Source organism: Bradyrhizobium sp. STM 3557 (assembly GCF_045571465.1).
GTDB lineage: Bacteria > Pseudomonadota > Alphaproteobacteria > Rhizobiales > Xanthobacteraceae > Bradyrhizobium.
Genome location: NZ_CP120697.1, coordinates 2,233,510 through 2,252,647 on the forward strand (window position 1 = coordinate 2,233,510; position 19,138 = coordinate 2,252,647).

The 19,138-nt window shown below is 65.3% G+C and carries 22 protein-coding genes; 16 read left to right on the top strand and 6 right to left on the bottom strand.

The window, feature by feature from the left end; genetic code table 11:
- Positions 1 to 12 precede the first annotated feature (12 nt).
- The 5 genes from P6U24_RS10080 (at position 13) to P6U24_RS10100 (ending at position 3,710) form a co-directional block, all read left to right on the top strand.
- On the top strand, positions 13 to 1,593 hold the full coding sequence (locus P6U24_RS10080; RefSeq protein ID WP_407158976.1) for a DUF1800 domain-containing protein: 1,581 nt from the start codon (positions 13 to 15) through the stop codon (positions 1,591 to 1,593).
- Entirely contained in the window at positions 1,590 to 2,819 is a 1,230-nt protein-coding gene (locus tag P6U24_RS10085) for a DUF1501 domain-containing protein (RefSeq protein ID WP_407158977.1), read from the top strand. Before P6U24_RS10080 ends, P6U24_RS10085 begins: the two co-directional genes overlap by 4 nt.
- A gap of 121 nt (positions 2,820 to 2,940) precedes the next feature.
- The gene (locus tag P6U24_RS10090; protein ID WP_407158978.1) at positions 2,941 to 3,261 is read left to right on the top strand and encodes an antibiotic biosynthesis monooxygenase family protein; all 321 of its coding nucleotides are present in this window, start codon (positions 2,941 to 2,943) and stop codon (positions 3,259 to 3,261) included.
- A gap of 141 nt (positions 3,262 to 3,402) precedes the next feature.
- Positions 3,403 to 3,609, top strand: coding sequence for an endonuclease domain-containing protein (locus P6U24_RS10095; protein WP_407160413.1), 207 nt, complete (start codon positions 3,403 to 3,405; stop codon positions 3,607 to 3,609).
- Positions 3,591 to 3,710, top strand: coding sequence for a DUF559 domain-containing protein (locus P6U24_RS10100; RefSeq protein WP_407160414.1), 120 nt, complete (start codon positions 3,591 to 3,593; stop codon positions 3,708 to 3,710). Before P6U24_RS10095 ends, P6U24_RS10100 begins: the two co-directional genes overlap by 19 nt.
- A 236-nt stretch (positions 3,711 to 3,946) precedes the next feature.
- Here P6U24_RS10100 and P6U24_RS10105 read toward each other — a convergent pair whose 3' ends face one another.
- The 5 genes from P6U24_RS10105 to P6U24_RS10125 all read right to left on the bottom strand — a co-directional run bounded on the left by P6U24_RS10105 (position 3,947) and on the right by P6U24_RS10125 (position 7,148).
- Positions 3,947 to 4,888, bottom strand: coding sequence for an aldo/keto reductase (locus P6U24_RS10105; RefSeq protein ID WP_407158979.1), 942 nt, complete (start codon positions 4,886 to 4,888; stop codon positions 3,947 to 3,949).
- Between the two features lie 407 nt (positions 4,889 to 5,295).
- On the bottom strand, positions 5,296 to 5,757 hold the full coding sequence (locus tag P6U24_RS10110) for a GNAT family N-acetyltransferase (RefSeq protein ID WP_407158980.1): 462 nt from the start codon (positions 5,755 to 5,757) through the stop codon (positions 5,296 to 5,298).
- A 57-nt stretch (positions 5,758 to 5,814) separates the two neighbouring features.
- Positions 5,815 to 6,000: a hypothetical protein gene (locus P6U24_RS10115; RefSeq protein ID WP_407158981.1), complete on the bottom strand. Its 186-nt coding sequence runs from the start codon at positions 5,998 to 6,000 to the stop codon at positions 5,815 to 5,817.
- A gap of 70 nt (positions 6,001 to 6,070) precedes the next feature.
- Entirely contained in the window at positions 6,071 to 6,325 is a 255-nt protein-coding gene (locus P6U24_RS10120; RefSeq protein WP_407158982.1) for a hypothetical protein, read from the bottom strand.
- A gap of 169 nt (positions 6,326 to 6,494) precedes the next feature.
- The gene (locus tag P6U24_RS10125; protein WP_407158983.1) at positions 6,495 to 7,148 is read right to left on the bottom strand and encodes a glutathione S-transferase family protein; all 654 of its coding nucleotides are present in this window, start codon (positions 7,146 to 7,148) and stop codon (positions 6,495 to 6,497) included.
- A gap of 28 nt (positions 7,149 to 7,176) precedes the next feature.
- Here P6U24_RS10125 and P6U24_RS10130 point away from each other — a divergent pair, with 28 nt between their 5' ends.
- The gene (locus tag P6U24_RS10130; protein WP_407158984.1) at positions 7,177 to 7,326 is read left to right on the top strand and encodes a hypothetical protein; all 150 of its coding nucleotides are present in this window, start codon (positions 7,177 to 7,179) and stop codon (positions 7,324 to 7,326) included.
- Positions 7,327 to 7,328: 2 nt separating this feature from the next.
- On the opposite strand, the gene P6U24_RS10135 is transcribed toward P6U24_RS10130, so the two are convergent.
- Complete coding sequence (locus P6U24_RS10135) at positions 7,329 to 8,558, bottom strand: glycosyltransferase family 87 protein (RefSeq protein WP_407158985.1); 1,230 nt, start codon at positions 8,556 to 8,558, stop codon at positions 7,329 to 7,331.
- A gap of 189 nt (positions 8,559 to 8,747) precedes the next feature.
- On the opposite strand from P6U24_RS10135, the gene P6U24_RS10140 reads away from it, so the two are divergent.
- From P6U24_RS10140 to P6U24_RS10185, 10 genes are all read left to right on the top strand, one after another.
- Positions 8,748 to 9,950, top strand: coding sequence for a pyridoxal phosphate-dependent aminotransferase (locus P6U24_RS10140; protein WP_407158986.1), 1,203 nt, complete (start codon positions 8,748 to 8,750; stop codon positions 9,948 to 9,950).
- Between the two features lie 126 nt (positions 9,951 to 10,076).
- Complete coding sequence (locus P6U24_RS10145; RefSeq protein WP_407158987.1) at positions 10,077 to 10,601, top strand: DUF992 domain-containing protein; 525 nt, start codon at positions 10,077 to 10,079, stop codon at positions 10,599 to 10,601.
- A gap of 230 nt (positions 10,602 to 10,831) precedes the next feature.
- Positions 10,832 to 11,335 carry a DUF992 domain-containing protein gene (locus P6U24_RS10150; RefSeq protein WP_407158988.1) on the top strand — a complete coding sequence of 168 codons (504 nt, stop codon included), beginning with the start codon at positions 10,832 to 10,834 and terminating at the stop codon, positions 11,333 to 11,335.
- A gap of 191 nt (positions 11,336 to 11,526) precedes the next feature.
- Positions 11,527 to 13,575 carry an elongation factor G gene (locus P6U24_RS10155; RefSeq protein WP_407158989.1) on the top strand — a complete coding sequence of 683 codons (2,049 nt, stop codon included), beginning with the start codon at positions 11,527 to 11,529 and terminating at the stop codon, positions 13,573 to 13,575.
- 207 nt (positions 13,576 to 13,782) lie between these two features.
- Positions 13,783 to 14,085 (top strand): helix-turn-helix domain-containing protein, encoded by a 303-nt coding sequence (locus P6U24_RS10160; RefSeq protein ID WP_407158990.1) that lies wholly within the window; start codon positions 13,783 to 13,785, stop codon positions 14,083 to 14,085.
- Positions 14,086 to 14,188: 103 nt separating this feature from the next.
- Entirely contained in the window at positions 14,189 to 15,949 is a 1,761-nt protein-coding gene (locus tag P6U24_RS10165; RefSeq protein WP_407158991.1) for a SulP family inorganic anion transporter, read from the top strand.
- 90 nt (positions 15,950 to 16,039) lie between these two features.
- A complete protein-coding gene (locus P6U24_RS10170) occupies positions 16,040 to 16,693 on the top strand; it encodes a YoaK family protein (protein WP_407158992.1) in 654 nt (217 codons plus the stop codon).
- A gap of 31 nt (positions 16,694 to 16,724) precedes the next feature.
- Entirely contained in the window at positions 16,725 to 17,564 is an 840-nt protein-coding gene (locus P6U24_RS10175) for a shikimate dehydrogenase (protein ID WP_407158993.1), read from the top strand.
- 167 nt (positions 17,565 to 17,731) lie between these two features.
- A complete protein-coding gene (locus P6U24_RS10180) occupies positions 17,732 to 18,310 on the top strand; it encodes a hypothetical protein (RefSeq protein ID WP_407160415.1) in 579 nt (192 codons plus the stop codon).
- Positions 18,311 to 18,456: 146 nt separating this feature from the next.
- Positions 18,457 to 19,074, top strand: a complete 618-nt coding sequence (locus P6U24_RS10185; protein ID WP_407158994.1) for a hypothetical protein — start codon at positions 18,457 to 18,459, stop codon at positions 19,072 to 19,074.
- Positions 19,075 to 19,138 lie beyond the last annotated feature (64 nt).

Below are 19,138 nucleotides of genomic sequence, written 5' to 3' on the forward strand. Positions count from 1 at the left end.
ACGAGGACATCGATGGCCCGTGATCCGTTGGCGGCTCTGGTCGCGCTCAATCGCTTCGGACTCGGTGCGCGCGGCGGTGCGTCCGGCGACCCCGCGAGCGCAGCCTCCGATCCGCGCGGCTTCGTCAAGCTGGAGCTGAGCCGTCCGAATGGCGCGCTTTTGGAGTTGCCCGGGCTGCAGTCGACACCGGCGCTCGCAGAGGCCGTGTTCGCCTATCAGGACGAGGTGAAACGCGCGCGGGAAGCCGCCAAGGAGGTTGCGAAGGATAATACGTCATCTCACGCGCCGCCGGCCGAAGGCATGGCGCCCGAGCGGCGCAGCCCGCCGCTCGACAAGGTCGCGACCAGCATCGCAGGCGCCTCCGAGATGAAGGCGCCCGAGGGCGGCAGCACGATGATGATGGCGCCTGCGGAGGCGAACCAGGCCGCTCCCGCGATGCCGCCGAATGCGGCCAAGCCGCCGCAACAGCAACAGCCGCTCAACGTCATCCAGAAGACGTTCCGCGCCGAGGCGTTGGCACGGCTGCAGCGCGCGGTGCACGCCGATTGCGGCATCACCGAGCGGCTGGTGGCATTCTGGTCCAATCATTTTTGCATCTCAGCCGGCAAGGGCGAGTTGGCGCGAATGTGGGCCGGCAGCTTCGAGCGCGAGGCGATCCGGCCCTACGTGCTCGGCCGTTTCGCCGACATGGTCAAAGCCGTCGAGCAGCATCCGGCGATGCTGTTCTTTCTCGACAACCAGCAATCGCTGGGTCCGGACTCGCTCGCTGGGCTGAACCGCAAGCGCGGCCTGAACGAAAACCTCGCCCGCGAGATCATGGAGTTGCATACGCTCGGCGTCGGTGGCGGTTACACCCAGGACGACGTCACCTCGCTCGCGCGCATCATCACCGGATGGACCTTCGTCGGCCGCCAGGGCAAGCTCGGCGTGCCCGGCAGCTTCATCTTCAATACCAATGCGCACCAGCCCGGGCCCCAGCTTCTGCTCGGCAAGACCTATGAGGATCACGGCCTCGCGCAGGGCGAGGCTGCGCTTGCCGACATCGCACGGCATCCGTCCACGGCGAAATTTATCGCCACCAAATTCGTCCGCCACTTTGTCGCCGACGATCCGCCGCCCGCGCTGGTCGCGCAGCTCGAGGGCGTGTTCAAGAAGACCGACGGCGACCTCCGGGCCATGACGTTGGCGCTGGTGGACGCGGATGCCGCGTGGTCGGCGCCGCTGACCAAGATCCGCAATCCCAACGAATTCCTGGTCGCCTCGGGACGACTGCTGGCCCGCATGCCTGAGGATGCCGGCCCCTATCTCGGGGCGTTGAATGCGCTCGGGCAGCCCTTGTGGACGCCAGCGGGGCCGAACGGTTTTGCTGATACCAACGCCGCCTGGGCCGCACCCGAAGGCATGAAGCTGAGGCTCGACATCTCGGCGCAGCTCGCCTCGCGCATCGGCAACAACATCGATCCGCGCGAGCTGCTGGACGAGGTCGCAGGCGATGCCGCCTCCAGCGAGACGCGCAAGACGATCGAGCGCGCCGAGACACGGCAGCAGGCTCTGGCGCTGCTCCTGATGTCACCGGAATTCCAGAGGAGATGATGATGGCGCTGATCGCAAGCCGGACCAGTGTGGTCACCTCGCGCCGGACATTGCTGCTCGGCGGCGGCGCATTCGCCGCCTGGGCCTATGTGCCCAAATTCGCGCGCGCCGCAGAGGTGCGTGATCCGCGGCTCATCGTCGTGATCCTGCGCGGCGCGCTGGACGGGCTTGCCACCGTGGCTCCCGTCGGCGATCCCGATTATGCCGCCCTCCATGGCGCGATCGCGCTTCAAGCCGACGGCCCGCATGCCGCGCCGATGCTCGATTCCTTCTTTGCACTGCATCCGTCGATGCCGGAATTTGCGCGCATGTATCGCGACAAGCAGGCGGCGGTGATTCATGCGGTCGCGACCGCCTATCGCGATCGCTCGCATTTCGATGGTCAGGATGTGCTGGAGAGTGGTTTTCCTGGTCCGGGACGGGTGCAGTCCGGCTGGCTCAACCGCGCCGTCGAGGCGCTGCCGCGGGGCGAGCGGGTCGCGAGCGCGCTCGCGGTCGGGCCGACCACGCCGCTGGTGCTGCGCGGGACGGCACCGACGGTCGGCTGGGCGCCGGTCAATCTGCCGCAGGCCGAGGACGACACCGCGATGCGGCTGGTCGATCTCTACAATCATCGTGACCCGGCGCTCGCTGCCGCACTCTCGCAAGGCCTGCAGCTCGAAAGAGTTGCGCTCGGCGAGGACATGAAGCGCAAGCCCGGCGGCAACGCCGCGGCTGCGATGCGGCAGGTGGCGCGCGGCGCCGCCAAGCTGATGGCGGCCGATGACGGACCGCGCATCGCGGCGCTGGCGTTCGACGGCTGGGACACTCATGCCAATGAAGGCGGTCCGGTCGGGCGGCTCGCCTTGCTGCTGTCCGGTCTCGATGGCGCGCTGGCCGAATTCGAAAGCGGCCTCGGCGCGCATTGGCGCGACACCGCCGTCATCGTCGCCACCGAGTTCGGACGCACCGCGCGCATCAACGGCACCGAGGGCACGGATCACGGCACGGGCACCATCGCGCTGCTGGCCGGCGGCGCGGTGAAGGGCGGCCGCGTGATCGCGGACTGGCCGTCGCTGAAGCCGGCGAGCCTGTATCAGAACCGTGATCTCGCACCGACCACCGATCTGCGCGCCGTGATCAAGGGCGTGCTGGCGGATCATCTGGGCCTCAGCGAGCGTGTGCTGGCGCAGGCCGTGTTTCCCGATAGCGCGACGGTGAAGCCGATGAAGGGACTGATCGGGTAGGGCAGTTGGATAGCCATTGCCGATAGTGTCGATTGCTCGATCGACTAACGGCGGGTCGCACATGATCCGCCGTTTTCTGCTAGGAAGGCGGACGGCAGTTACTTTCCTGCAGGAGATCAGCATGTACATCGCCATGAACCGTTTTCGTATCGCGAAGGGCTCGGAGGCGGACTTCGAGCAGATCTGGCTGTCGCGTGACTCGCACCTGGAGAAGGTGCCGGGCTTCATCGAATTTCATTTGCTGAAGGGGCCGGAGGCCGAGGACCATACGCTCTATGCCTCGCACACGATCTGGGCCAACTACGCGGCGTTCGAGGCCTGGACCAAGTCGGAAGCCTTCCGAGCGGCGCATCACCGCGCCGGCGAGAGCAAGGTACACTATCTCGGCCATCCGCAGTTCGAAGGCTTCGAGGTGCGCCAGACGGTGAAGAATAGAGGATAGAATGGGGTAAGATCGGCTCGGGCTGTCTTAACCTCTCCCCGCTCTTGGCGGGGAGAGGTCGGATTGCATCGGGAGATGCAATCCGGGTGAGGGGCAAGGCAATGCGGGGCTCAGATCACAGGTCGCCGAATCGCACGGCGACTGCGTACCAATCAAACGGACGCAGAAACCGCGCTCTGGAATCGCATTCGCAACCGGCAGCTTGATGGCTACAAATTCGTGCGGCAGGAGCCGCTCAAAGGCTACATCTGCGACTTCGTTTGTCGTGAGAGGGGCGGCTGGTCGTCAAAGTCGATGGTGGACAGCACAATGAATCCGCGGAAGACGTCATCCGAGATCGTCGCCTGAGTGACGAAGGCTCTCGGGCGCTCCGTTTCTGGAACAACGATGTTCTCGGCAATATTGATGGCGTGTTGCAAGTGATTCTGCAGGAGTTGTCGGGAGAATAGCAATTGCCGCCGTGAGAAACTGAGTGCGAACTCTCGCGCGGAATGCGGTGTGCTCCCTCTCCCCGTTCTTACGGGGAGAGGGTTGGGGTGAGGGGCAGACGCCCGATTAATGTACGTGGTTAGACCTGTACCCCCTCACCCGAATGCCATCTTCGATGTCATCCGACCTCTCCCCGCAAGCGGGGAGAGGTTGGGGGACCGTTCGTGCGCAAGCTGCGGGGACAAAATGCAGAAAACTACCCCAACGTGATCTTATCGATTTCCGCCATCTCCTCGGCGCTGAGCTTCCAGGCGATCGCCTTGACGTTCTGCTCGATCTGCTCGGGGCGGGTCGCGCCGGCGATGACGCTCGCGACCTGCGGCCGCTGTGCCAGCCAGGAAAACGCGAGCTGAAGCATGGTGTGGCCGCGCGCCGTGGCGAAGGCTTCCAGCTTCTCGACGATGTCCTCGTTGCGCGGGGTGACGTAGCGGTCGCGCAGCCGCGGCGTGGTGGCAAAGCGCGTCTGCTCTGGGGCTGCCTGGCCGCGCTTGTACTTGCCGGTCAGGAGACCGCTGGCGAGCGGGAAGAACGGCAGCAGCCCGAGATTATATTCCTGCGCGGCCGGCAGCAGGTCCTTCTCGATATCGCGCACCAGGAGGCTGTATTCGTCCTGGCAGGAAACGTAGCGCGTGACGTTCATCGCGCGTCCGACATATTCCGCTTCCGCAATCCGCCAGGCCGGAAAGTTCGAATTGCCGATGTAGCGCACCTTACCCTGGCGGACGAGATCGTCGAGCGCGCGCAGTGTTTCCTCGATCGGCGTCAGCGGGTCGTAATCGTGTTGCTGATAGAGATCGATGTAGTCGGTCTTCAGCCGCTTCAGGCTCGCCTCCACCGCCTCCATGATGTAGCGGCGCGAGGCGCCCTGCTTGGTGCCGTCAGTCGCCATCGGCTTGGAGAACTTGGTCGCCAGCACGATGTCCTTGCGCCGGTCGCCGAGTACGGTGCCGAGCACAGTCTCCGAGCCGCCCGTGTTTGCGTAGATGTCGGCGGTGTCGAACAGTGTGATGCCGAGGTCGATCGCCTTGTGGATCACCTTGCGCGAGGTCTCCAGGTCGGTGCGCTGGCCGAAATTGTTGCAGCCGAGGCCGACCGCCGAGACGCGCAGGCCGGAGCTGCCGAGATTGCGAATGTCCATGGAAAAGTCCCGTCAGAGCAAAAGAGCGCGCATCCTAACCTGCACGATGCCGGCCGCAAGGTGGGCATCGCTTCTGTTTAGCGCGACGAGGCTCCGACAAAAAAATGCGGCCCCGGTCAGATGCGGCGACTGACGGGACCGCTACGCGCGTGGTCGGTGACGGGGGCAGACCAGGCGCAGGCACAACCTAACCTTGCCATGTAACGCGGTCGTGACAGGTACTTGTCGGTTTGCCACCGCTGTCGTCCCGGCCTTGAGCCGGGACCCATACTCTGCGGCGGATGTGGTTTACGCCAGCTGTAAACTGCAGCGCGATCATGTCATGGGCTACCGTGGCTATGGGTCCCTGCGTTCGCAGGGACGACATTTGTGTGCGAGCAAACAGGTGGGCTACTCCGGCGCAGCGCTCACATCGGCCGGCGGTAGACGATGAAGCCGGACTTCTCGGCCAGCTTATCGTAGAGCGCCTGCGCGGTTCTGTTGGTCTCATGCGTCAGCCAGTAGACGCGCGGCGAGCCCGCGCGCCGGGCCGCCTCATAGACCGCCTCGATCAGCGCCCGGCCGACGCCCTTGCCGCGCGCGGCCTCCACGGTGAAGAGGTCGTTGAGATAGCACAGCGGCGCAATCGCGGTCGTTGTCCGATGATAGAGATAATGCACCAGCCCGAGCAGTTCGCCATTGCTCTCGGCAACCAGCGCATGCACGGGCTCATAGGCATCGAAGAAGCGCGACCAGGTCATGGCGGTGACCTCTTCTGGCAGCGCGGTCGGTCCGGAGCGGCCGTAGAAGGCGTTATAGCCGTCCCACAGCGGCAGCCAGCGCTCGTAATCCTGCCGGGTGACGGCGCGAATGGTCAGGTGGGTGGGCATTGCTCGTCCTTCTCATATCCATGGAACGAGCTTCGATAGAGGGAGGCGCCTGCGGGATCAATCCGGCACGGAGGTCTTCTGCAGGGCGGGCTGCACGAACTGGACGCGGACCACGGGTCCATCGCTCAGGGGCCACAACGACAGTTCACCGCGCCGCTCGATGGCGACCACCAGGGACGCTGCCAGAAGGATCGCAAGTGCCAGTGTGACGGCAACAATTACGACCGTTGATTTCATCGCCATATGCAGCACGCGAGACGATCGTCGCCTGTTGTCGCGAAAACCGCGAAGGTGGTCAAAACGGCTTGCAGGTCTAAGTCGGGATTGGCAGCGCCATGCTGGCCTTGATTGCCAGCACGGCAAGGGTGACGCCGGCGCAAAGCGAGAGCGTCCCGACCGCGATGGTCGCGGCGACAGCGTTGCTGAGATGTGACGAGGCCGTGGGCGTGGTGACGCCGTGAAAGCCGGCGTCGCAGGTCTTGAACGAGGAAGCACGGCGCTCCGAACGTCGCGGCACGGGGGTGCCGCGAGCAGAGGCGATGTTCGGAACGTAGGCACGACGCGACATGAACCTTAATCCCTTACACGTACATGCGCGAGCGAATCACCCGCACAGGTTAAATTCTGCAGGAATGGCAGGCAGGATTGCGGCGCCAGGGCTCCAAAGATGGCGAAATCAGGGCAGAGAGAAAATTCGTTCCCAGTGTTTCCTATTTTTTACACGCTATTCACTTCACTTAATCGTAGTCGGCGGCAATTCCGGCCGTGTCGGCAATTTCGGCCGGCTTCCAGTCCATCGCGACGAAACCGGGCGCCTGTTCGACCCGGCGCAGCCAGGCTCTGATCCGTGGGAAGGTCGAAAGATCGAAATCGCAGCGGTCGGCCACATGAGTATAGCCATAGAGCGCAATGTCCGCGACGGTGAGCTGGCCTGCCGCGAAGTAGTCGTTCGCCTTGAGGTGGTTCTCCATCACCTGCAGCGCCGCATAGCCGCGCTCCATCCAGTCCTCCAAGGCGTGGGTCTGCAGGTCGCGACCGCCCTTGACCAGCAGCAGCCAGAAATAGGCGGCACCGATATTCGGCTCCAGCGCGTGCTGCTCGAAGAACATCCACTGCAGCGCCTCGGCGCGCTCGACAGCGGACTCCGGTACCAGCGGCGTGCCGCCGGCGACGTACCAGAGGATGGCGTTGGACTCGGCGATGTAGCGCTGTTCGGCGACCTCCAAGAGCGGCACCTGTCCGCTCGGGTTCTTGGCAAGAAATTCGGGCGTGCGGCTTTCGCCCCGCAGGATGTCGATCTCGATCGCCTGGTAGGGCGCGTTCAGCAGCGCCAGCGCAAGGCGGACCTTGTAGCTGTTGCCTGAACGCTGCATCGAATAGAGTTTGTACATTCGGCCGTTTCGATTTCGAGGAAGCGCCATGCGCAGCATGCGCCAGATGATTGCGCAAAGCGGGCCGACAATGCTGCCGATGGGCGCAGGCCGCAAGAGCCGGTCCATGGAAAAAGTCGAAAACGCTACCGCACTGCACCGTCAGGATATGAACCTTCCAACACGGCGAAACAAATGAGATCACGCTTGTGCGATGCGCATCTCGGCGCCGATCTCGGCCGTGCGGTCGCTGAGGGCACGGCGCAGCGTGAGCGCGTACAGCAGCAGCATGCCGACAAGCCCGAGCGGAATGGTGGTCAGTCCGGCAACGCTGCGTGACAGCAGCGGCACGATCCAGGCGGCGGCGAGCACGCTGATCTCGTAGTCGCGAAAGCCTCGCGCGAGACCGTGGCGGACGAGGAAGGCGATCGCGATGGCGAGCACGACCAGATCGTAATCGAGCACGTAAGGCGTCGCCAGCAGGCTCGCGGTGGCCAGCGCCGACGCCTTCAGGTCGAAGGCCGCGTCACTCCGCCAGAGATAGGCGAGGCTTGCGGCGAGCACGAGCGCAAGCATCGTCTGCGCCACGTAAGCCGTGCGGATGTCGGCGCTCCAATGGCGCGCCGCGGAAAAGGCCGACTGGATCTTCTCCCAGCCGGTGCCGCCCTGCTCTAGCACCACCGTTTGGGTGAAATTCATCGACTGGAAGAATGCGTGCCAGACCTCATGGCCGAGCGTCAGGTCGCTGATCGCGACCAGCGCGGCGATCGTGAGCACGGCGGTCACGATCGCGGACCAGCGCGAACCCGCGACCAGAGCGATCGGAATCATCACGCCGAATTGCGGCTTATAGGCGAGCAGGCCGATCAGGAACCCGGCCAGCCCGGGCCGGCGCTCGAGCAGGAACAGCGCGCCGCCGAGCAGGCTTGCGGTGAAGAAGGCGTTCTGACCGTGGCCGAGATTGACGAACATGGCCGGAAAAGCCGCGGCGACGAGCAGAGTTTCCGGGCGGGGCAGGATCGCGCGCATGACGGCGAGATAAAGCGCAAGACTCGAAAACACCCACAGCGCCAGCCCGCCGCCATAGGGCAGGGCGGCCACGATCGCGGCGATCGCGAAGAAGAAGGGCGGATAGTGCCAGCCGAAGAACGGTACGTCCCGACCGTCGAACACGGCCCTTTCCATCGCGTGCTGCCGCGGCGGATCGTAGGCGTCCCTGGCCTTGCCCTGAAGGGTCAGGACTCCTGCCGCATAGACATTGGAGAAATCGGTGCCGATCGGCTTGCCGTTGCGGTCGACCAGCCCGTCCGACAGCGCGATCCAGCCGAGCATCGCGAGCAGCGACACCGCCAGCAGGATGAGGCTGTAGGCTCTGATCCGCGCACGGGTCAGCCAGTCGCCGGATCGCAAGATGCCGAGGAGATCGTTCATTTTGGGCCGGCGCATCTGAACAATGTTGCGCGGCAGCGTAGCCCCGGCATTTTAACGTTCCCTAAAGGCTTGGCTGAGTTGCCCAAAGCTTCTTGCGGTGCAACGGCGCGGGCCTTACGATGAGGCGTTTCCCACACATGACAAGTCGTGGCCGAGGAGCGGTTCACGACGCCTGCATAGGAGCTGATGATGCCGTTTCTTGCCGCTGCGCTCGACCGTGTGAAGCCGTCCGCGACCATCGCGGTCACGGATAAAGCGCGGGTGCTCAAAGCGGCTGGCCGCAACGTCATCGGCCTTGGCGCCGGCGAGCCGGATTTCGACACGCCCGACAACATCAAGCAGGCGGCGATCAAGGCGATCGAGGCCGGCAAGACCAAGTATACGGCGGTCGACGGTATCCCGGAGCTGAAGGAAGCCATCATCGGCAAGTTTCAGCGCGAGAACGGGCTCAGCTACAAGCCGAACCAGATCATCGTCGGCACCGGCGGCAAGCAGGTGCTCTACAACGCGCTGATGGCGACCATCAATCCGGGCGACGAGGTGATCATCCCCGCGCCCTATTGGGTGAGCTATCCGGAGATGGTGGCGCTCGCCGGCGGCGAGCCGGTGCCGGTGGTGTGCACCGCCGCGCACGGCTTCAAGCTGCAGCCCGAGGCACTGGAGAAGGCGATCACGCCGAAGACCAAGTGGCTGATCCTGTGCTCGCCGTCGAACCCGACCGGCGCGGCTTACACCAAGGCCGAGCTGAAGGCGCTCACCGAGGTGCTGGTGAAGCACCCGCATGTCTGGGTGATGACCGACGACATGTATGAGCATCTGGTCTATGACGACTTCGTCTTCACGACCCCGGCGCAGATCGAGCCGAGCCTGCTCGACCGCACGCTGACGGTGAATGGCGTCTCTAAGGCCTATTGCATGACCGGCTGGCGCATCGGCTATGCCGGCGGCCCTGCGCATCTGATCAAGGCGATGGCGACCATCCAGTCGCAGTCGACCTCGAACCCGTGCTCGATCGCGCAATGGGCGTCGGTCGAGGCGCTCAATGGTCCGCAGGACTTCATCCCGAAGAACAACAAGATCTTCAAGGAGCGGCGCGATCTCGTGGTCTCGATGCTGAACCAGGCGAACGGCATCGAATGCCCGCGCCCTGAAGGTGCGTTCTACGTCTATCCGTCCTGCGCCGGCACGATCGGCAAGACGGCGCCATCAGGCAAGGTGATCGAGAACGACGAAGTGTTCGTCACCGAGTTGCTCGAAACTGAAGGGGTCGCCGTGGTGCACGGCTCGGCCTTCGGCCTCGGCCCGGCGTTCCGCATCTCCTACGCGACCAAGACCAGCGATCTCGAGGACGCCTGCAAGCGCATTCAGCGCTTCTGCGGCAATCTGCGGTAATCGAGTCACACTGCCGCCAATCCTGAAGCGGATGAACAACGGTTAAGCAAAGCGCCATGTTTCGGACATGGCGCTTTCTTTGTGTCCGCGCGCGAGAATCAAAGCGTCACGCGGAGACCGAGTTTGATGCGCTTTTCCCTTCTGTCGTTTGTCTGCCTTTCACTGCTTGCCGCGCCCTTGGCGCAGGCCCATGAGGAGGTGTCCGCACCACCGGTGCGCGCCGGTGTGCTCGAATGCCAGGGCGATGAGAGTGTCGGCCAGGTGGTGACATCGACCACGCGCCTCGATTGCATCTTCCGCAGCGAGGGTCATCGCCCCGAGCCTTACGTTGCGACGCTGCGCCGCTATGGCGTCGATCTCGGCGTCACCGCGGAGACCAGGATGGCCTGGGCCGTCAGCGCACCGACCGACCGGTTCGGGCACGGCGAGCTTGCCGGGCGCTATGGCGGGGTCGCTGCCAACGCCTCGGTCGGCGTCGGCTTCGGCGGACATTTTCTCGTCGGTGGTCCGGCGAGCGCCTATGTGCTGCAGCCGATCGGCCTGCAGGGGCAACTCGGGGTCAACGTCGCGGCCGGCGCGACCGACCTCGAGCTCACCCCGGTGCGGCTGGTGCATCGTCCGGGACGGTCGATGCGGCGGCAGCATCGTTGAGAGCGGCGATGAGATCAGGAGAGGCCCGCATCGCGGGCCTCTCTTTTTTGAGCCCGCTTGTTCCTGCTCATGAGCGGCTGTTCATCTGCTTGCTCATGAGCCGTTCACGCAAGCGCGCGCAAAATCTGGCGGCGCTTCACACCTTATGCCATAGATGTGAGCGCCGGTTGATCGTGCGTCGAGGTCGGCCGACCAGCATCACATCTTTCATTTCATCCGGAGTTTCATTCATGCGATCGTCTCTTAGATCGGCCGCCTTTGCGGGGCTGGCGGCCGCTGCCTTTGCTGGTGCCTTGGTTGGTGCATGCGCCATTGCCCAGGCACAGCAGATGGAGCGCGTGCGGGTCGGCGTGCTGGAATGCCGCGGCGGCGCCAGCATCGGCTTCGTCGTCGGGTCGGTCACCCATCTCGGCTGCGTGCTGCGCGCCGACGGCCTGCCGGAGGACCGCTACATCGCCACGATCCGCAAGGTCGGCGTCGATCTCGGCATCACCCAGGAATCGACGCTCGCCTGGGTGGTCTACGCGCCGGTCGCGCGTCTCGGCATCGGCGACCTCTCCGGCGACTATGCCGGCGCGCAGGGCTCGGCCTCGGTCGGTGTCGGCCTCGGCGGCAACGTGCTGATCGGCGGCTCGGCCAACTCGATCGCGCTGCAGCCGCTCAGCGTGCAGGGCCAGGTCGGCCTCAACGTTTCCGCTGGCCTGGAGAGCCTGGAGCTGCGACCCGGCCGTTGATGGGTTTGCGTCCTTCGTCGTGAAGACGGACCTCTCCCGCCGATGAGGCTGGGAGAGGTCGGCGTTCTCCTCCACCGCAGGCTCCTGCACCGCAGCGAAATTTTTCCGGCTTGCCAAAGCAGCCGGCGAGGCAGACCATTTGCGTTTGCCGACCCAATCAAGGGCCGAGCTCCCCATCAAGGAGGCGGCGAATGGGACAAGACGTCAGAAGTCCCCGAGGTCCACGGTGCATTGCGCTGGTGGGCCCTTTCCAAAGCGGTAAAACCACTCTTCTCGAAGCGATCCTGGCACGAACCGGTGCAATCCCGCGCGCCGGCAGCGTCGACGCCGGCACCTCGGTCGGCGATGCCAGTGCGGAAGCGCGCCATCACAAGATGGGCGTCGCGCTCACCGCGGCCACCACCAGCTTCATGGGCGACAGCTACACCTTTCTCGACTGTCCGGGCTCGATCGAGTTCGCGCATGACATGCGCGCCGCGCTGCCCGCGGTCGATGCCGCGGTCGTGGTCTGCGAAGCCGACGAGAAGAAGCTGCCGCAGCTGCAGATCATCCTGCGCGAGCTGGAGGAGCTCGGCATTCCCCGCTTCCTGTTCCTGAACAAGATCGACCGTGCCAGTGAGCGCATCCGGGACACGCTTTCGACCTTGCAGCCGGCCTCGCGCGTGCCGCTGGTGCTGCGCCAGATCCCGATCTGGAAGGGGGACCTGATCGAGGGCTTCGTCGATCTCGCGCTGGAACGTGCCTTCGTCTATCGCGAGCACAAGGCCTCGGAGGTGATCGCGCTGGAAGGCGGCGATCTCGACCGCGAGAAGGAGGCGCGCTTCTCGATGCTGGAGAAGCTTGCCGATCATGACGATGCGCTGATGGAGCAGCTGCTCGACGACATCCAGCCGCCACGCGACGCCGTGTTCGACGATCTCGCGCGCGAGCTGCGTGAAGGCGTGATCTGCCCGGTGCTGATCGGCTCGGCGCTGCGCGAGAACGGTGTGCTGCGGCTGATGAAGGCGCTCCGGCACGAGGCGCCCGGCGTGGCCGAGACCGCCCAGCGGCTCGGCGTGAAGGAGCAGAAGGAGGCGCTCGGCTACGTCTTCAAGACGCTGCATCTGCAGCACGGCGGCAAGCTGTCGCTGACGCGGCTGCTCGCGGGCCGTCTCGACGACGGCGCGACCTTGCACACGGCGAGCGGCGAGACCGCGCGCGTCTCCGGCATCCTCGCTGCGACCGGCGCCTATGACAGCAAACGTCCGTCGGCCGAGGCCGGCGAGACCATCGCACTCGGCAAGCTCGACCCGGTTAAGACCGGTGACACCATCGGCACCGGCAAGACCGCGCCGGCGGCGCTGATCAAGATCGAGCCGGCCGAGCCGGTGCTTGCGATCTCGATCTCAGCCGATGACCGCAAGGATGACGTCAAGCTTGGTCAGGCGCTGCTGCGGCTGAACGAGGAGGACCCGTCGCTGACCATGGTGCAGAACCAGCGCACCCACGACACGGTGCTATGGGGACAAGGAGAAATGCACCTGCGCGTGGCGCAGGAGCGCCTGCGCGATCGCTTCGGCGTCAGCGTCAAGTCGCACGCGCCCGCGATCGGCTATCAGGAGACGATCCGCAAGCCGATTACCCAGCGCGGGCGGCACAAGAAGCAGTCCGGCGGCCACGGCCAGTTCGGCGATGTCGTGCTCGACATCAAGCCGCTGCCGCGCGGCGAAGGCTTCCAGTTTGCCGAGAAGGTGGTGGGCGGCGCGGTGCCGCGCAACTACATCCCGGCGGTGGAGGAGGGCGTCGTCGACGGCCTGGCCCGCGGACCCCTTGGCTTCCCGGTGATCGACGTCCAGGTGACCCTGACGGACGGCTCCTATCACAGCGTCGACTCGTCCGATCTCGCGTTCCGCACGGCGGCGCGGGTCGGCATCAGCGAGGCGCTGCCGCAGTGTCAGCCGGTGCTGCTGGAGCCGATCCACACGGTCGAGATCGTCTGCCCCACCGAGGCGACCGCCAAGATCAACGCGATCCTGTCGGCGCGGCGCGGACAGATCCTTGGCTTCGACACCCGCGACGGCTGGCCGGGCTGGGACTGCGTGCGGGCGATGATGCCCGAGGCGGAGATCGGCGAGCTGATCGTGGAATTGCGGTCGGCCACGGCCGGCGCCGGCAGCTTCAGGCGCAAATTCGACCACATGGCCGAGGTGACCGGCCGTGCGGCCGACCACATCATCGCCTCGCATCGCGACGCGGCATAGCGCAGCCGGACCTGTCACGGTTGCATCGATATCCGCTCCCCTCCCCGGAAATCGGGGAGGGCGGCCCATGATCGCGCTTTCTCATTCATCGACATGCGGCTACTCGGGGCGGGCGCTCCGCTTGCTTTGCGCAACCATATGTGATGTATTTTACATCATTGTCTTTGTTTGAAGCATCAAATATGGTGCATGTTACGTGAGGCCATCGTGATCACGTCGTTCCAGATGCGGGCAGCCCGCGCGCTGCTCGGGATAGATCAGAAAACCTTGGCCGAGCTGGCCGGCGTGTCCTTACCGACGATTCAGCGGATGGAAGCCTCGACGGGCAACGTCCGCGGGGTGGTGGACACGCTGACCAAGGTCGTCGATGCGTTCAATCGTGCGGGTGTGGATCTGATCGGCGAACATGCGCGCTCCGAGAATGGCGGGCGCGGGGTTCGCCTGCGGGAACCGGGACCGCCCCGCCGGGTGGGCATTCAAATTGAGGCTGAGCGCGATGACGCGCTGTAGGCGTCTCGCGCCGCACGGTGAAGTCAGCGCGCTTCCCTCGTGCATGAGGCATCGTTGCGCGGCATAGCGCCAGTCCGACGATGCGACGGGAGCATTGTGGGTAATGGACATCGCAAGCGAGCCTGTAAGTCGGAGCCGGGTGGGAACTCATCAACCGACCTTTGCCGAACTCTATTCGCCAAAACTCCTGACCGTGCTGCGCGAGGGCTACGGCCTCGCTGACCTCCGGGCCGACGCGATGTCGGGACTGACGGTCGCGATCGTGGCGCTGCCGCTGTCGATGGCGATCGCGATCGCCTCCGGCGTCGCACCCGGACGCGGGCTCTATACCGCGGTGGTCGGCGGCTTCCTGGTGTCCCTGCTCGGCGGCAGCCGTTTCCAGATCGGCGGTCCGGCCGGCGCCTTCATCGTGCTGGTGTCGCTCACGGTCGATCGCCAGGGCGTCGACGGCCTGATCCTTGCGACGCTGATGGCGGGCGCGATGCTGGTGGTCGCGGGCTATCTGCGGCTCGGCACTTACATCAAGTTCATTCCATATCCGGTGACGGTCGGCTTCACCGCCGGCATCGCCGTCATCATCTTCGCGAGCCAGCTCAAGGACCTCCTGGGCATCACGCTTGCGGGCAAGGAGCCGGGCGAGCTGATCCCCAAGCTCGCGGCGCTGGCGCATGGCCTGCCGACCGCAAACGCAGCGGCGGTCGCACTCGCGGTGCTGTCGATTGCGATCATCATCGTGATCAAGGAATGGCGGCCGACCTGGCCCGGCATCCTGATCGCGGTTGCAGTCGCCGCCTTCATGACCTGGGCCTTCAACCTGCCGGTCGAAACCATCGGCACCCGCTTCGGCGGCATTCCGCGCGAGCTGCCGCTGCCGGTGCTGCCGGTGTTCTCGCTGGCCAAAGTGCAGGCCGTGCTGCCGGACGCGATTGCGTTTGCGCTCTTGGGCGCGATCGAGTCGCTGCTCTCGGCCGTCGTGGCCGACGGCATGACCGGCCGCCGCCATCGCTCCAATTGCGAGCTGGTGGCGCAGGGCTTTGCCAATATCGGCTCGGCGCTGTTCGGCGGCATCTGCGTCACCGGAACCATTGCACGCACGGCGACCAATGTCCGCGCCGGCGCGCGCGGGCCGGTCTCCGGCATGTTGCATTCGCTGTTCCTGCTCTCGTTCATGCTGATCGCGGCGCCGCTCGCGAGCTACATTCCGCTCGCGGCGCTTGCTGCGGTGCTGGTGGTGGTCGCCTGGAACATGGCTGAGAAGCGCGAATTCGCCACCCTGATCCGCTCGTCCTGGGGCGACGCGCTGGTGCTGCTCGCTACCTTCCTGCTCACCATCTTCCGCGATCTCACCGAGGGCATCCTGGTCGGCTTTGCGCTCGGCGCCGTCATCTTCATCCATCGCATGGCGCAAATGACCGGCGTCGAGGATGGCAACCCGCTGGCTGCGGAAGACCGGTCGGATTTCGACGCAGCGCGCGTGCCTTACAATTCCCAGCTCAGCGCCGACAAGGACGTGCTCGTCTATCGCATCACCGGCGCCTTCTTTTTTGGCGCGGCCTCGACGGTCGGCACCGTGCTGGATTCGATCGCCGATCGCCGCAAGGCCTTCGTGGTCGATTTCTCCGCCGTGCCGTTCCTGGATTCGACCGCCGCCAATGCGATGGGCCGGGTGGCGGCGAAGACGAGGCGCCGGGGCATCAAACTGTTCATCACCGGCGCCTCGCCGAAGGTGCGTCGCGAGCTGCTGACCCATGGCGTGCGGCCGCCGCTGGTCCGCTACCGCGAGACGATCGAACGCGCGGTGGCCGACATCAAGGGCGGCGAGCCGGCGCCGGAACTCGCCACGGACGGGCTGCCGGCGAGCTGAGCGGCCGCCTTCTCATTTGCGCGGACTTGGTCATTTGCGTGGACTTGGCCGAGACTTGAACCGGCGCCATGACATCGCGTTGGTCCGCTCATGCTCGACAACAGCCGCAACATCCTGCTCGCCTGTGCATTGAGCGCGCTCGCCGGCTACGTCGACGGCATCGGCTTTCTGCATCTCGGAGGTCTGTTCGTCTCCTTCATGAGCGGCAACTCGACGCGGCTGGGCGTCAGCCTGGCCGAAGGCCGCTGGTGGGAGGCGACAGGTGCGGCGGGCCTGATCGCGCTGTTCGTTGCCGGTGCGGCGGGCGGCAGCCTGGTCGTGCGCAGCCGCAGCTCGTATTGCCAATGCTGGATCCTGCTGATCGAGGGCGCGCTGCTGGCCGGGGCTGCGCTATCGCATGCCTTCGGCATGTCGGGCCTTGCGATCGCCGGGATCGTGATGGCGATGGGGCTCGAGAACGCCGTGTTCCAGATCGAGGGTGGCGGCGGCCTCGGTCTCACTTATGTCACGGGCGCGCTGGTCAAGGTCGGGCAGCTGATGGCAGTGGCGTTGACCGGCGGCTCGCGCTTCGGCTGGACGCCGAACCTGCTGTTGTGGGCGGCGCTGGTGGCCGGCTGCGTGGTCGGAGCTCTGGCCTATCCGCGGATCAACCTGGCGGCGATCTGGTTCGCCGCGGCGGTGGCCTTCGCCCTCAGCGCGGTGCTGGCCATTGCGGCGCGGCGGCGCAAGGGACGCAAGGATTGACTCATGGGACGGCTTGACCGATGTCACTGCCATGACTGCGCCCAAAGCTCCCATCGCCTGCCTGATCGGTTGGCCCGCCGCCCATTCGCGCTCGCCGCTGATTCATCATCACTGGCTGCACAAGCTCGGCATCGTCGGCGGCTATGTGATCGAGGCGGTGCCGCCGGAGGATCTCGCCGCCTTCATTGGCCAGCTCGCGGGCCGCGGCTTCGTCGGCGCCAATGTCACCATCCCGCACAAGGAGCGGGTGCTGGAGCTCTCCCAGCCGGACGCGCGGGCGCGCGCGATCGGCGCCGCCAACACGCTCTGGTTCGAGGATGGCGTGCTGCGAGCGACCAACACCGACGTCGAGGGCTTCATCAATAGTCTCGATGCCTCGGCACCGGGCTGGGATCGTACCGAGGAGGCGCTGGTGCTCGGCTCGGGCGGCTCGGCTCGGGCGGTGGTGTTCGGGCTCATCGAGCGCGGCGTCGCCCGCATCCATCTCGTCAATCGCACGGCGGCACGGGCCCAGACGCTGGCCGATCAATTCGGCGAGCGGGTGCAACCAGCCGGCTGGGAGAATGTCACCGCGCTGCTGCCGCGCGCAGGTCTGCTCGTCAACACCACCTCGCTCGGAATGCGCGGACAGCCGCCGTTGCAAGTGGATGTCGCCGCATTGCCATCGTCAGCCGTGGTTGCCGATCTCGTTTATGTGCCGCTCGAGACCGCGCTGCTCGCTGCCGCACGGGCGCGGGGCCTGCGCACCGCCGACGGGCTTGGCATGCTGCTGCACCAGGCCGTGCGCGGTTTCGAGCTGTGGTTCGGCACGCGCCCGCAGGTAACATCCGAATTGCGCGCGTTGGTCGAAGCCGACCTCACAAAGGCTTGAGCCGGGAATAGGTGCGAGGATACGGCGTCATACTCCTCGTAACGCTGCATTCGATCCATTTGCTTGCTGCGCCGGCGCCGTCGAGGCGTGCGGCACGCATGGTTCTGCCCCGGAGATTCCTGATGCCTGTTCAATTCCAGTTTGGCCGCCCGCTGCTCGCTGTCGCGATGGTTGCGGCGACCACAGTATTCGCGCTCGCACAAAAGGCACCGGTGCCGACGCGTGTACGCGGCGCCATCGAGAGCATCGAGGGCGATGTGATCACCGTGAAATCGCGCAGTGGTGAGGACTACAAGCTGCACATGACTGCCGACATGAACGTGGTCGACATCGTCAAGGCCTCGCTGTCAGACGTCAAGGTCGGCTCTTTCATCGGCGCCACAACGGTGCCGGGACCGGACGGTGCGCCGAAGGCGGTCGAGGTTCACATTTTCCCCGAGGCGATGCGCGGCACCGGCGAGGGTTCGCGGCCCTATGACCTGAAGCCGAACTCCACCATGACCAATGCGACCGTGTCCGACAGCGTGGTCGCCAATGATGGCCATACTCTGTTGGTCAAATACAAGGGCGGTGAGAAGAAGGTTGATGTCTCCCCCGACACGCCGGTCGTGACCTTCGTGCCAGGCGAGAAATCCGACCTCAAGCCCGGCGCCCAGGTGATCGCCTTCATGAAGCAATTGCCGGACGGCTCGTTCGAGACCAATCGCGTCAGCGTCGGTCGCGACGGCCTGATCCCGCCGATGTGACCGCGAATACCGAAATCGTAAGTAACAGCCGCCACTGCGGTTCGTAATACACGACGTCCGGACCAAGACCTCGCTGTGCAGGAATAGCCCTGACGCGGCGGGGTTTGCGGTGTCGTGAGTCGTCCCAATATCCCTCAGGAGGGGTCATGTCGAAGCTGTTATCATTGAAGTCGGGTCTTGCGGTGCTCGCGTTGAGCCTGGTCTCCACGCTGGCGCTTGCGCAGCAGCCGTCCACTGTGCGCATTCGCGGCACCATCGAGGCCATCGATGGGCCGATGCTGACCATCAAGACCCGCGAGGGCAATGATACGAAGGTGAAGATGACCGATGACGTCGCCGTGTTCGCCGTGGTCAAGACCTCGCTGTCCGAAATCAAGGAAGGTTCCTATATCGGCGTCACCGGCATGCCGCAGCCCGACGGCACGCAGAAGGCGATCGCCGTGCACATCTTCCCGGAGAACCAGCGTGGCGCGGCAGAAGGCTTCCGGCCCTGGGACCGGCAGCCGAACTCGACCATGACCAACGCCACCGTGGCGCAGACGGTGAAGGGCACGGACGGCCAGAACATCCTGGTCAAGTACAAGGATGGTGAGAAGAAGGTCCTGGTGCCGCCGGAGACGCCGGTCGTCACCTTCGTCGCCAGCGACAAGTCCGAGGTGAAGCCGGGCGCCCACATCATCATCTTCGGCGCGACCAAGAAAGACGACGTGCTGGAAGCCAACCGTGTCAATGTCGGCCGCGACGGCATTACCCCCCCGATGTGACCGCGAAGCGGTCGTCCTGGGGCGCGCAGAGCGCGAACCCGGGATCTCTCGGTTCTGGGACTGG

Bases quoted from the DNA above. Each gene is read 5' to 3' on its own strand.
- P6U24_RS10080 (WP_407158976.1), top strand. From the start codon at position 13: ATGGCCCGTGATCCGTTGGCGGCTCTGGTCGCGCTCAATCGCTTCGGA.
- P6U24_RS10085 (WP_407158977.1), top strand. From the start codon at position 1,590: ATGATGATGGCGCTGATCGCAAGCCGGACCAGTGTGGTCACCTCGCGC.
- P6U24_RS10090 (WP_407158978.1), top strand. From the start codon at position 2,941: ATGTACATCGCCATGAACCGTTTTCGTATCGCGAAGGGCTCGGAGGCG.
- P6U24_RS10105 (WP_407158979.1), bottom strand. From the start codon at position 4,888: ATGGACATTCGCAATCTCGGCAGCTCCGGCCTGCGCGTCTCGGCGGTC.
- P6U24_RS10110 (WP_407158980.1), bottom strand. From the start codon at position 5,757: ATGCCCACCCACCTGACCATTCGCGCCGTCACCCGGCAGGATTACGAG.
- P6U24_RS10115 (WP_407158981.1), bottom strand. From the start codon at position 6,000: ATGGCGATGAAATCAACGGTCGTAATTGTTGCCGTCACACTGGCACTT.
- P6U24_RS10120 (WP_407158982.1), bottom strand. From the start codon at position 6,325: ATGTCGCGTCGTGCCTACGTTCCGAACATCGCCTCTGCTCGCGGCACC.
- P6U24_RS10125 (WP_407158983.1), bottom strand. From the start codon at position 7,148: ATGTACAAACTCTATTCGATGCAGCGTTCAGGCAACAGCTACAAGGTC.
- P6U24_RS10130 (WP_407158984.1), top strand. From the start codon at position 7,177: ATGCGCAGCATGCGCCAGATGATTGCGCAAAGCGGGCCGACAATGCTG.
- P6U24_RS10135 (WP_407158985.1), bottom strand. From the start codon at position 8,558: ATGAACGATCTCCTCGGCATCTTGCGATCCGGCGACTGGCTGACCCGT.
- P6U24_RS10140 (WP_407158986.1), top strand. From the start codon at position 8,748: ATGCCGTTTCTTGCCGCTGCGCTCGACCGTGTGAAGCCGTCCGCGACC.
- P6U24_RS10145 (WP_407158987.1), top strand. From the start codon at position 10,077: ATGCGCTTTTCCCTTCTGTCGTTTGTCTGCCTTTCACTGCTTGCCGCG.
- P6U24_RS10150 (WP_407158988.1), top strand. From the start codon at position 10,832: ATGCGATCGTCTCTTAGATCGGCCGCCTTTGCGGGGCTGGCGGCCGCT.
- P6U24_RS10155 (WP_407158989.1), top strand. From the start codon at position 11,527: ATGGGACAAGACGTCAGAAGTCCCCGAGGTCCACGGTGCATTGCGCTG.
- P6U24_RS10165 (WP_407158991.1), top strand. From the start codon at position 14,189: ATGGACATCGCAAGCGAGCCTGTAAGTCGGAGCCGGGTGGGAACTCAT.
- P6U24_RS10170 (WP_407158992.1), top strand. From the start codon at position 16,040: ATGCTCGACAACAGCCGCAACATCCTGCTCGCCTGTGCATTGAGCGCG.
- P6U24_RS10175 (WP_407158993.1), top strand. From the start codon at position 16,725: ATGACTGCGCCCAAAGCTCCCATCGCCTGCCTGATCGGTTGGCCCGCC.
- P6U24_RS10180 (WP_407160415.1), top strand. From the start codon at position 17,732: ATGGTTGCGGCGACCACAGTATTCGCGCTCGCACAAAAGGCACCGGTG.
- P6U24_RS10185 (WP_407158994.1), top strand. From the start codon at position 18,457: ATGTCGAAGCTGTTATCATTGAAGTCGGGTCTTGCGGTGCTCGCGTTG.